Source organism: Bacteroides sp. 3_2_5 (genome assembly GCF_000159855.2).
GTDB lineage: Bacteria > Bacteroidota > Bacteroidia > Bacteroidales > Bacteroidaceae > Bacteroides > Bacteroides fragilis.
On record NZ_JH636044.1, the window covers coordinates 3202714 to 3215543 of the forward strand.

Genomic DNA, 12830 nt, shown 5'->3' on the forward strand with positions numbered 1-12830 from the left:
TATCTCCGATCGTCCGGCCGGCATTTAGTAAGAACGAAATAAACCAAAGAACAAAAAACAATATGAAAAAGAAACAAATCATCACCACTTGTTGTGTGGCTGCGGCAATACTCGTCGGGGTATTCGTCTGGCAAGCCTACTTCAGTGCCACGAAGATTGCCTTTGTCAATTTCCAGACCATCAACCTGGGAAATATTTCGAAGGCGAACGACAATTCATTTGTCAAACTAAGGGAGGTCTCTACCGATCACCTGGACGAACTGACGGGCTATGATATGGTGTTCGTCAACGGTATGGGATTGCGCATCGTCGAAGAACAACGCCAACAGATACAACGGGCGGCCGACAAAGGTATACCGGTGTACACCTCCATGGCTACCAATCCCGCAAACAATATCTGCAATCTCGATTCGGTACAGATGAGTCAAATACGTCAATACCTGACTAATGCGGGAAAAGTAAATTACCGGAATCTGCTTTCGTATGTCCGCAAAGAGATTGATGGTAAGCTGATCTCCGCCCCCGTACCGGAAGCACCGGTAGAAAAGCCGACCGACATTCTTTACCACGCCGGAGTGAAGAACCCGGATGATGAAATGGAATTTCTCAACGTAACCGATTATGAAAAGTTCCTTCGTGAAAACGGACTCTATCATGAAGGTGCCCGCAAGGTTGTGATCACCGGGCAGATGGCGGATGCCACAGGACTAATCCTGGCACTCGAAAAAGCCGGACACAATGTATATCCGATCTCTTCTTTCACCCGTTTCATGGAGTTCGTCCGTGAAATACGACCGGATGCTGTTATCAATATGGCACACGGACGCATGGGCGACGATATGGTGGAATATCTAAAAGAACGCAATATCCCTCTCTTTGCACCACTCACAGTCAACAGCCTGGTAGAAGAGTGGGAAAACGATCCGATGGGTATGTCGGGAGGATTTCTTTCGCAAAGCGTAGTGACACCGGAAATTGACGGTGCCATCCGTCCTTTCGCCCTCTTTGCCCAATACAAGGACGATGAAGGACTGCAACACTCTTTCGCCGTTCCGGAACGGTTGGAGACATTTGTCAACACAGTGAACAATTATCTCACCTTGAAAACAAAACCCAACAGCGAAAAGCATATAGCCATCGTCTACTACAAAGGCCCCGGACAAAATGCCCTCACAGCAAGCGGAATGGAAGTAGGCCCGTCACTCTACAACCTGCTGCTGAGAATGAAGAAAGAAGGCTACCGGGTAGAAAACCTTCCGGAGAGCGCCAAAGAGCTGGAAAAGATGATCCAGGCACAGGGAGCCGTATTCGGAATGTATGCAGAAGGCGCATTTGATGAATTTATGAAAACAGGGAATCCCGAACTGGTGACTAAAGAACAATACGAGAGCTGGGTAAAAGCATCGCTACGCCCCGGAAAATATGCTGAAGTGGTAGCCGCCAACGGTGAATTCCCCGGCCAATACATGACTACGCCGGACGGACGCCTGGGCATCGCACGATTGCAGTTTGGCAATGTGGTACTGATGCCGCAGATGGCAGCCGGTAGCGGAGACAACGCCTTTCAAGTGGTGCATGGAACCAACGCCGCACCTCCCCACACTTATATCGCTTCGTATCTTTGGTTGCAGCATGGTTTTAAGGCAGACGCAATGATCCACTTCGGTACGCACGGAAGCCTTGAGTTCACTCCGCGAAAACAGGTAGCGTTGTGTAGCGATGACTGGCCCGACCGCCTTGTAGGAGCTCTTCCACACCTTTATATATATTCTATCGGCAACGTGGGGGAAGGCATGATAGCCAAACGACGTTCGTATGCTACCTTGCAATCTTACCTTACACCTCCTTTCCTCGAAAGCAGTGTACGGGGCATCTACCGTGACCTGATGGAGAAAATCAAGATTTACAATAACACCACAGGAGCGAAAGAAAAGCAGTCGCTTGCCGTAAAAGCACTCACCGTGAAACTGGGCATCCATCGTGAACTGGGGCTGGACAGCTTGCCGCCCCGCCCATACAGCGAGGACGAAGTGGCACGTGTAGAGAACTTCGCTGAAGAACTGGCCACGGAAAAAATCACCGGACAGCTTTATACCATGGGGGTTCCCTATGAACCGGAGCGTATCACCTCTTCCGTACTTGCCATGACAACCGAACCGATCGCTTACAGCCTCTTGTCACTCGACAAACAACGTGGCAAAGCAACAGCCGATGTAGAAAAGCATCGCTCTCTCTTCACCCAACGCTATCTGAATCCGGCCCGTGCCTTAGTAGAGAAACTGATAGCCAACCCTGCTTTGGCAACAGACGAACTGATCTGCCGCACTGCCGGTGTCAGTCCCGAAGAACTGGCAAAAGCACGAGAAATAGAGACCTCACGCAATGCTCCGAAAGGAATGATGGCGATGATGATGGCTGCCGCCGCCAAAAACAAGACCGGGGATAAAACCGGCAAAACAGCCGATAAGATGCCGGAAGCCATGAAGAAGAAAATGAAAGAAATGGGCGCACATATGGATTCATCCAAAGCCATGGAAATGGCAAAAAAAATGGGTGCCGATCCGGAAGCCCTGAAGAAAATGGAAGCAAAAATGAATGCCTCAAAGGGAGATAAGCCGGAAGCGGATAAAGCTAAAGGCATGTCGGACATGATGGCCGCCATGGGGAAAAAAACGGCTCAAAAGGAATACAGCAAAGAAGAAATCAACTTTGCCCTTGCACTGACGGAGGTGGAACGCACCATCCGCAATGTAGGCAACTACCAAACGGAACTGACTGCCAGCCCAGAGAAAGAGCTTGCCAGCCTTGTCAATGCCCTCAATGGAGGATACACCGCACCTTCACCGGGTGGTGATCCGATTGCCAATCCCAACACCCTACCCACAGGACGCAACATGTATGCCATCAATGCAGAAGCCACTCCGTCAGAATCGGCCTGGGAAAAAGGAGTTGCACTTGCCAAGCAAACCATTGAAACTTACCAACGCCGCCATAATGACAGTATCCCGCGTAAGGTCAGTTACACGCTCTGGTCCGGCGAGTTTATTGAAACGGGAGGAGCTACCATCGCACAAGTATTGTATATGCTCGGTGTAGAGCCGGTTCGTGATGCATTCGGACGTGTCAGCGATCTGAAGCTGATCCCTTCTGCCGAATTAGGCCGCCCACGCATCGACGTAGTAGTACAGACATCGGGGCAACTACGCGACATTGCGGCTTCCCGCCTTTTTCTGATCAATCGTGCGGTAGAGATGGCTGCAGCTGCCAAAGACGACAAATATGAAAATCTGGTAGCGGCAAGCGTAGTAGAAGCCGAAAAGACACTGACCGAGAAAGGGGTAAGTCCGAAAGATGCCCGTGAAATGGCTGCATTCCGTGTGTTCGGCGGTGCCAACGGAATGTATGGTACGGGCATTCAGGAGATGGTTGAATCCGGTGACCGCTGGGAAGATGAATCAGAGATAGCTGCCACCTATCTTAATAACATGGGTGCTTACTATGGCAGTGAAAAGAACTGGGAAGCCTTCCGGAAATATGCCTTCGAAGCCGCACTGACCCGCACGGACGTAGTGGTTCAGCCTCGTCAAAGCAATACATGGGGCGCGTTGAGCCTCGACCATGTCTACGAGTTTATGGGAGGTATGAACCTGGCCGTACGCAACGTGACCGGCAAAGATCCCGATGCTTACCTGAGCGATTATCGCAACCGTAACCACATGCGCATGCAAGAAGTCAAAGAGGCTGTCGGTGTAGAAAGCCGTACCACCATCCTCAACCCCGCTTACATCAAAGAGAAGATGAAAGGCGGCTCTTCCTCTGCTGCGGAATTTGCCGAGACAGTCACCAATACATATGGCTGGAACGTAATGAAACCTGCCGCCATCGACAAAGAGCTTTGGGACAACATTTACAATGTATACGTAAAAGACGAATACAACCTGAACGTGAAAGAATTTTTCGAAACACAAAGTCCCGCAGCGCTTGAAGAAATGACTGCCATCATGCTCGAAAGTGCCCGTAAAGGTTTGTGGAAAGCAAGTGCCGAACAGGTTGCCGAACTGGCAAAACTGCATACGGAGACGGTAAATAAGTATCGTCCGTCGTGCTCGGGCTTTGTATGTGACAACGCCAAACTGCGCGAATACATCGCGTCCAAGTCAGACGCTCCGGCTGCCGCACAGTACAAAGAAAATATCTCTAAAATACGCGAAGCGAAAGTTTCGGGCGATGCCAAAGGAATGGTGATGAAGAAAGAAGAGATAAACCGGACACCGGAAGAGCAAAAGACAACCCTGAGCAACATTGCCGTGGGTGCAGCCGTTGTAGTGGTAATACTGGCACTCGTACTCTTTGTCCGTAAACGTCGTAAAACATCAGAATAATCAGAAGTATGGATACAGTCGTACTTGTATTAATGCTGTTAATAGCATTCAACTTTCTGCTGAAACAGACTTTCTGGAAAACGGTTGCAGTCGGCATCATAGCCACTGTTGCCGCCCTGTTTGCAGGACTGATGTGGCCGTATGCCATCGAGCAATCGAAAACACAGATTGCCGACTGGCTGGGTAACACAGCCCTGATGCTGGACACTTCCGTTTTGCTGACCATCGAAGTCAGCCTCCAGATGGCCTATGCCATGCTGGCGGTACATGTTGCCAGTGCCTATCCGGTAAAACCGCGTACACTGCTCACCTACCGCTTCCTGAGATGGTTTCCGGGACTGCTCATCTTTCCGGTACTATTCAGCGGGCTGGTCTATCTTATCTTTGCCTTCCCGGGGACACCATTCACCACCGTGGCATGGATGTATGCCGCTTGCGTGCTGATAGCCATTCCCGTAGGACGTTGGTTACTGCTTTACCTCCTTCCGGAGAAGGAGTTGCGGCTGGAACTCTTCTTCCTCACTAACGCATTGGTGGCCATTCTGGGAATTGTCGCTACCGTAAACGGACGGACCTCCGTAGCCGGAGTCAGTGAAGTAAATTGGGGAGCACTGGCCGGCGTCGGTGGAATAACCATCATCGGCAGTGCCATCGGACTCGTTTGGCGAAGGGTGAAGAAAAGAATCAATTAATCACAAAAATAATAAGTAAATCAACTCATTAAAACAGATCAACAATGAATATTATATCAGACATTTTATATTGGATTTCTACAGGACTACTCGTTCCTGACATCGTATTGCTTATCGTATTATTCGGCCGTGCACTTCTGCTGGTCGGCAGTTTCTACGGACAATATCTCTCAATACGCAAAACCGAGGTACTACTCCGTAACGAACTGAATGCACTCACTCCTGCCACCGTTATGGAACTGGCAGACAAGCTTCCGGAAAAATCATCATCATTAGTCATATCGTACATACGCCAGGTGCTCCAGGCACATGAAAGCCCGGCACAGATACAGAGACTGCTTGCCAACTTTGAGATAGCCGCCGATAAAGATCTGGCTATCTCTAAAACTCTGACAAAGCTCGGACCTATCCTCGGTTTGATGGGTACGCTTATCCCGATGGGACCTGCCCTTGCCGGACTGGCAAGCGGCGACATTGCTTCAATGGCCTATAACATGCAGATTGCTTTTGCCACGACCGTTGTCGGACTGGTAGCAGGCGCCGTAGGTTTCTTGACCCAGCAGGTGAAACAACGCTGGTATCTTCAGGACATGACCAACCTGGAATTCCTTTCTGAATTGTTGAACGAAAAACGTGCGGCCCGATGAAACGAAACCTACTCAGAAAAGAAGAAGATGCTGACCCGATCAGCGTTGTATCGAACCTGTTCGATGTAGCCATGGTTTTTGCCGTAGCCCTGATGGTAGCTCTTGTCAGCCGCTACAATATGACCGAAGTTTTCTCTCAGGAAGACTACACGATGGTGAAAAATCCGGGAAAAGAAAACATGGAAATTATTACCAAAGAGGGACAGAAAATCAACCGTTATACTCCTTCGGAAGACCAGCAGAAAAGCGGTAAAAAAGGAAAGAAAGTAGGTATCGCCTATGAACTCGATAATGGGGAAATCATCTACGTTCCGGAAGAATAATAAAGAATAGATTATCCTTAAAATGCAGACAAACGCATCTTTCATCCGCCCATCCGGCAACGAAAGATGTATTTGTCTGCATCTCTTTTACAAGTCAACAATACACCCGCTCTTTTATGAATAGTTGTTGTTTTTTAAAACACACTCTCTGCACAACCATTCCAAATTCTATTATCTTTGCTCCCTGATCGGTTCCGAATAGTCATTCCTCTATCCGGATTAAAAGGGAATCGGGTGTAAATCCCGGACAGTCCCGCTGCTGTGAAGCTCCGTCTGAATTTCCGATAACAACTGTTGCCACTGGGATACCTTTTTGTAAATAGATAAGGAGTCACCGGGAAGGCGTCGGAAACAAGGAGTCAGTCAGAAGACCTGCCGCTTATCAAAGGCTGTTTCCACTCGTGGGATTAGGGAAACGGTACGAAAAGATTCTATAAATATTTAGTTAGAACATAACTCATGGAAATAACCAAGAGGAACGGAACGACGGAACCCTATGACAGGGAGAAAATTGCCGTCGCCATACGAAAAAGTTTTGCCAGTACAGGGCAGGAAGTAAGTAACGAAATCATCTATTCGGTGGTAGAAGAGGTGGAGAATTTTGTCGGGAAAGATACCGCAAACCGTAGTGTCGAACAGATACAGGACAAAGTGGAGCAAAGCCTGATGGAACACGGCTTTTATGCCGAGGCCAAAAATTACATACTCTACCGCTGGCAACGGACTGAACGCAGAAAAGCACTCAACAGCATAATAAATGAATTAGGAGACGGAACTGTGATGGATGTCCTGAAAGAGATTCAGAAAGACTTCACCACCCACGAATACAGTCTCGTTGTACTCTATGAAAAATTTTCAGGGTTTTGCAAACAGGAAATGCCACATTCCGAACGTTTGGCAGCATTGATTAAGGCTGCCGTGGAACTGACCACTCAGGAAGCACCTGACTGGGAGTTTATCGCGGCCCGTCTACTCAATTTCCAACTATCGAAGAAACTGGAAAAGCAGGCGGCATCGGCAGGCATCCGTTCGTTTTACGACAAACTGCGCTATCTGACGGAAGAAGGACTATACGGTAGTTACATACTGGCGGCCTACTCGCAACAGGAGATTGAAGAAGCAGCCGGATTTATCTGCCCTGACAGGGACAAACTATTTAATTATTCCGGACTGGATCTGCTTGTCAAACGCTACTTGATCCGTACCCGACTCCATGAACCGGCAGAGTCCGTACAAGAAATGTATCTGGGTATCGCCCTCCATCTGGCTATGCCCGAACAGAAAGAACGGATGACTTGGGTGAAAAAATTCTACGACTTACTAAGTCGTTTGGAGGTGACAATGGCCACTCCTACCCTCTCGAATGCCCGGAAACCTTATCATCAACTTTCAAGTTGTTTCATCGATACGGTACCCGACAGTTTAGAAGGTATCTACCGCAGTATCGATAACTTTGCCATGGTAAGCAAATTTGGTGGCGGCATGGGAATGTACTTTGGCAAAGTACGTGCGGCAGGAGGAAATATACGGGGTTTTAAAGGTGTAGCAGGAGGAGTAATTCGATGGATGAAGCTTGTGAACGATACGGCTGTAGCTGTTGATCAGTTGGGTATGCGTCAAGGTGCCGTCGCTGTCTATCTGGATGTATGGCACAAAGACCTGCCGGAATTCTTACAATTGCGGACCAACAACGGAGATGACCGGATGAAAGCTCACGATATTTTTCCTTCGGTATGTTATCCGGACCTATTTTGGAAAATGGTTAAGGAAGACCTTAACCAACCATGGTACTTATTCTGCCCTAACGAGATTATGACAATCAAAGGGTATTGCCTGGAAGACTATTACGGAGAAGAATGGGAAAAGAGATACCATGACTGTGTAAACGATACCCGACTTTCCAAAAGAAGTATAAGCATTAAAGACATTGTCAGATTGGTGTTGCGATCGGCAGTCGAAACAGGTACTCCCTTCACCTTCAACCGTGACACAGTGAACCGGGCCAACCCCAATGCTCACCGGGGCATCATTTACTGTTCGAATCTTTGTACGGAAATAGCACAAAATATGGCAGCTATCGAAACGGTATCCACCGAGATACGTACGGAAGAGGGTGACACAGTAGTGGTGAAGACGGTACGGCCCGGCGACTTTGTAGTTTGCAATCTTGCCAGCCTCTCGCTGGGGCATCTCCCATTGGAGGACGAAGAACAGATAAAGGAGAAAGTAAGCACCGTAGTGCGTGCTCTCGACAATGTTATCGACCTGAATTTCTATCCACTCCCTTTTGCGCAAATCACCAACCAGCGTTACCGCAGTATCGGACTGGGAGTAAGCGGTTATCACCACGCACTTGCCATACGCAATATCCGCTGGGAAAGCGAAGAACATCTCCGGTTTGTAGACCGAGTATTCGAACAGATTAATTATGCAGCCATCGAAGCCAGTGCCGACCTGGCAAAAGAAAAAGGACGCTATGAATACTTCGAAGGAAGCGACTGGCAAACGGGAGCATACTTTGGCAAACGGGGATATACTTCCCCCGAATGGAATCGGCTGGCAGCCAGAGTAGCGGAAAACGGTATGCGAAACGCCTATCTTCTCGCTATCGCACCGACCAGTAGTACCAGTATCATCGCGGGAACCACTGCCGGTACCGATCCTGTAATGAAACGTTTCTTCCTTGAAGAGAAAAAAGGGGCCATGCTGCCACGTGTGGCACCGGCACTGTCAGACAAAACCTTCTGGTTATATAAAGATGCCTATACACTCGACCAAAAATGGAGTATCCGTGCGGCAGGCACCCGGCAGTTGCACATCGACCAGTCTCAAAGCCTGAACCTGTATATCACCAATGAATTTACCATGCGACAAGTACTCGATCTCTACTTACTGGCATGGGAATGCGGAGTAAAAACGGTATATTACGTTCGCAGTAAATCATTGGAAGTGGAAGAATGCGAAAGCTGTGCATCTTAAATAAACGAATAAACAAGAAAACGATATGGAAACAAAAAAATTAAAGAAAAATGCCCTCTTCAATCCCGAAGGTGATACAGAAACCCGTCTCAGAAAGATGATCGGAGGCAATACAACCAATCTGAATGATTTCAATAACATGCGATACAAATGGGTAAGCGACTGGTATCGTCAGGCCATGAATAACTTCTGGATACCTGAAGAAATCAATCTGACACAAGATACCAAGGACTATCCCCATCTGACCCCGGCCGAACGAACAGCGTATGATAAAATTCTGAGCTTCCTCGTCTTCCTGGATTCTTTGCAGAGTAACAATCTCCCGACACTCAGCGAATACATCACGGCAAACGAAGTCAACCTCTGCCTGCATATTCAAGCATTTCAAGAGTGTGTACACAGCCAGAGCTACAGCTATATGCTCGACTCTATCTGTAGTCCGGAGGAACGCAATGACATTTTGTATCAATGGAAAACAGACGAACATCTGCTAAGGAGAAATACGTTTATCGGCAATTGCTACAATGAATTCCAGGAAAATCGTGACGGATTTGCCTTGATGAAGACCCTAATTGCCAATTACATCCTTGAAGGTATTTACTTCTACAGCGGTTTTATGTTTTTCTACAATCTGAGCCGTAACGGAAAGATGTCCGGATCGGCTCAGGAAATCCGTTACATCAACCGGGATGAAAACACCCATCTCTGGCTATTTCGCAACATCATTCTGGAGTTGAAGAAGGAAGAACCGGAACTGTTTACGCCTGACAAGGTGAAAGTGTATGAAGAGATGATGCGTGAAGGAGTAAAACAGGAAATCGCATGGGGGCAATATGTAATAGGCGACCAAATCCAGGGGCTCAACCGACAGATGATCTCTGACTATATCCACTTTCTGGGTAATCTCCGTTGGAGTAGCCTGGGTTACACTCCTCTGTACGAAGACAACCGGAAGGAACCGGAAAGCATGCATTGGGTATCGCAATATTCAAACGCCAACATGGTAAAAACGGACTTCTTCGAAGCGAAAAGTACGGCGTATGCCAAAAGTACTGCGCTGGAAGATGATTTATAAATAGTCTATGTTTCCGGGCAATCAACGATAAACAATGGATCATTCATGTGAATCAGTTCTTGAGAGACCTATGCGGTATGAAATTCAATTACTGATTCACATTATCAATGAATACCCGAACAATGGGATATATACATGACCACATTAAAAAAATATTCATCAGCAATGGTTCCTCATCCATCATCAATCATTCAAATCCTTTCTTCATTCAAAAAACTTTTGACCCCTGATTTTTTTAATTACCTTTGTACCCCGAAAAGACGCAATTCAAGGGTGTGTCATTATTCACACATCCTCTTCCCCCACTCAAAACCTGAACCGAAATCGAAACACTGTACTGACACATTAACCACATTTCCTCCCATACGCCGGAAATGCGGAAAAGCAACATGTATGTATCACACAGATTTAAGAAAAAGTAAAAAGAAATGTTAGTAACCAACACCATGGAAGCTACAGCTTCCACTACCGACAGTTGCCAGGTCAGTGAACCTGTAACGGCAACACAGGAAACTCCCAGGACCATCGCCACTTACACCGCCACAACACCGGCCATGCACCGGAAATCATTTAAAGAGCAAGAACCGGCTATTTTTTCCATTATCGGATTCGCCGTTGCCTATATTGCTGCCCTGATTATCAACCGCATCATCAAGACGAGAAAAACTCACCATTAACCCAACCTTATGGACATCCACCAAGAACTAAAAGAACTATCTAAATTCCTGTCTGAATATTCGACCAGTCTGATGGCCGTAGGTGTACAGACATCACGAATCGTACGAAATACATCACGAATTGCTGAATCTTTCGGCTTCTTCTGTGACATGACAATCTTTCAGAAAACCATCATCATGACATTACGCGATGCCGACAATTCGCATTCATACAGTACGGTAAACAAGATCAAGCCCATGGGACTGAACTTCGCCATTAATTCAGCACTCAGCACGCTGAGTTGGGAAGCATATGACGAACATTTGTCTCTCAGCGAGCTCCAACGTCGCTATCACGAAATTGTCAGCAAACCACGTGAAAGTAAATGGCTTGTATTGATTCTGGTTGCCTTTGCCAACGCATCTTTCTGCCGCCTGTTCCAAGGTGACTTTATTTCCATGGGAATCGTATTTGTAGCCACCTTGGCCGGATTCTTTGTCCGTACCGAACTGATGGGACGTCACTGGAATCATCTGGCAATATTCATCATTTCGTCGTTCATTGCTTCCATGATCGGTAGTACGGGCTATCTGATGCACTGGGGTGACACTCCGGATATGGCTTTAGGTACCAGCGTACTTTATCTGATTCCGGGTGTACCGCTGATCAACGCCATCATGGACATCATCGACGGACATGTATTGGCCGGAACATCGAGATTTATTAACGCCTGTCTGCTTATCATCTGTATAGCGATCGGCCTTTCAATGACCCTTTTAATCACCGGAATCAGCACCTTATGATGAATATAGATTTTATAACAGCCACCGTACTCGACGGTGCATTCGCTGCCGTAGCCGCTATCGGATTTGCTATTATATCGAATCCACCACGAAAAGCCATATTGATCTCTGCTTTCCTGGCGGCTGTAGGTCACGGATTACGTTACTTTCTGATGCATGCACATCTGTTTACGATGGACATTGCTACGGCTTCATTTTTTGCAGCTGTTTCCATCGGTTTATTAGCCATCCCTTTTGCCAAAGCGATTCACTGCCCGGCAGAGGTTTTCTCGTTTCCGTCTCTCTTGCCCATGATTCCGGGAATGTTTGCTTATAAAAGTATCCTTGCACTGACAAAGTTCATGCAGACTAAAGATGAAACCGATTCACTGCGATACCTGGTAGATTTTTGCCACAATGGCAGTACCACCATCTTCGTTTTATTTGCCTTGGTCGTAGGGGCAGCCGTACCGGTATTCATCTTCCACCGCCAATCATTCACAGCTACCCGTTTACTGAAAAAGTTGGTAAAAAAAGGATGACGGTATTCATATTATAGATAAATATCTAAAATGGCGAATAGGGATCTGTTTTTACAACGTCCCTATTCGCCATTTTAATTACTTTCTTGCCTCGGCAATGTATTCTAAGGCTTCGGTACATTTCTTGGTAACATATCCCCAATCTTCGGCTGCGACCTTATCTTTCGGAAATAATTTAGATCCCATACCGACACAGAATGCACCCGCTCCAAACCATCCTGTCAGGTTCTCCCGGGTAGGCTCTACCCCACCGGTCACCATTAATTTGGACCAAGGCATCGGAGCCATCAAGCCTTTCACAAAATTTGGTCCGTACACATCTCCGGGAAATATCTTACAAAGATCACAACCGGCTTCCTGTGCAAAGCCCACTTCCGAAACCGAGCCACACCCCGGTGTATAAGCGATCAGCCGGCGATTGCATATCTTAGCAATCTCCGGATTAAACAAGGGACCTACCACAAAGTCAGCCCCCGATTGTATATACAGAGCTGCAGTAGCCGGATCAACCACTGATCCGACTCCCATAGCCATCTCCGGGCATTCACGGACAGCAAATTTTACAAGCCCGGCAAATACTTCCTGGGCAAAGTCCCCCCGATTGGTAAACTCAAAAGCACGAACTCCACCTTCATAACAAGCTTTTACCACTTTCTTCGCTATTTCCACATCTTCGTGATAAAATACAGGAACCATACCTGTCGAACCTATTTTGTTCAAGACAGCTATTTTATCAAATTTAGCCATAAGA

At 47.3% G+C, this 12830-nt stretch carries 10 protein-coding genes and 1 riboswitch; of the genes, 9 read left to right on the forward strand and 1 reads right to left on the reverse strand.

The window, feature by feature from the left end:
- Nucleotides 1–62: 62 nt before the first annotated feature.
- The 9 genes from BSHG_RS05070 (at nt 63) to BSHG_RS05030 (ending at nt 12079) form a co-directional block, all read left to right on the forward strand.
- On the forward strand, nt 63–4382 hold the full coding sequence (locus tag BSHG_RS05070) for a cobaltochelatase subunit CobN (RefSeq protein ID WP_008660621.1): 4320 nt from the start codon (nt 63–65) through the stop codon (nt 4380–4382).
- Nucleotides 4383–4390: 8 nt separating this feature from the next.
- Nucleotides 4391–5074, forward strand: coding sequence for a hypothetical protein (locus BSHG_RS05065; protein WP_005788365.1), 684 nt, complete (start codon nt 4391–4393; stop codon nt 5072–5074).
- Between the two features lie 44 nt (nt 5075–5118).
- The gene (locus BSHG_RS05060; protein ID WP_008660624.1) at nt 5119–5721 is read left to right on the forward strand and encodes a MotA/TolQ/ExbB proton channel family protein; all 603 of its coding nucleotides are present in this window, start codon (nt 5119–5121) and stop codon (nt 5719–5721) included.
- On the forward strand, nt 5718–6044 hold the full coding sequence (locus tag BSHG_RS05055) for a DUF2149 domain-containing protein (protein ID WP_005778408.1): 327 nt from the start codon (nt 5718–5720) through the stop codon (nt 6042–6044). The genes BSHG_RS05060 and BSHG_RS05055 overlap by 4 nt, the downstream gene beginning before the upstream one ends.
- A gap of 172 nt (nt 6045–6216) precedes the next feature.
- Nucleotides 6217–6439: riboswitch (cobalamin riboswitch) on the forward strand.
- A 64-nt stretch (nt 6440–6503) separates the two neighbouring features.
- The gene (locus tag BSHG_RS05050) at nt 6504–9023 is read left to right on the forward strand and encodes a ribonucleoside-diphosphate reductase subunit alpha (RefSeq protein ID WP_008660628.1); all 2520 of its coding nucleotides are present in this window, start codon (nt 6504–6506) and stop codon (nt 9021–9023) included.
- A 25-nt stretch (nt 9024–9048) separates the two neighbouring features.
- Nucleotides 9049–10098: a ribonucleotide-diphosphate reductase subunit beta gene (locus tag BSHG_RS05045; protein ID WP_005788370.1), complete on the forward strand. Its 1050-nt coding sequence runs from the start codon at nt 9049–9051 to the stop codon at nt 10096–10098.
- 428 nt (nt 10099–10526) lie between these two features.
- The gene (locus BSHG_RS05040; protein WP_005788372.1) at nt 10527–10775 is read left to right on the forward strand and encodes a hypothetical protein; all 249 of its coding nucleotides are present in this window, start codon (nt 10527–10529) and stop codon (nt 10773–10775) included.
- Nucleotides 10776–10784: 9 nt separating this feature from the next.
- Nucleotides 10785–11558 carry a threonine/serine exporter family protein gene (locus tag BSHG_RS05035; RefSeq protein WP_005788374.1) on the forward strand — a complete coding sequence of 258 codons (774 nt, stop codon included), beginning with the start codon at nt 10785–10787 and terminating at the stop codon, nt 11556–11558.
- On the forward strand, nt 11555–12079 hold the full coding sequence (locus BSHG_RS05030) for a threonine/serine exporter family protein (protein WP_005788377.1): 525 nt from the start codon (nt 11555–11557) through the stop codon (nt 12077–12079). Before BSHG_RS05035 ends, BSHG_RS05030 begins: the two co-directional genes overlap by 4 nt.
- A gap of 78 nt (nt 12080–12157) precedes the next feature.
- On the opposite strand, the gene BSHG_RS05025 is transcribed toward BSHG_RS05030, so the two are convergent.
- Nucleotides 12158–12826, reverse strand: a complete 669-nt coding sequence (locus BSHG_RS05025; RefSeq protein ID WP_005793316.1) for a bifunctional 4-hydroxy-2-oxoglutarate aldolase/2-dehydro-3-deoxy-phosphogluconate aldolase — start codon at nt 12824–12826, stop codon at nt 12158–12160.
- Nucleotides 12827–12830: the final 4 nt, after the last annotated feature.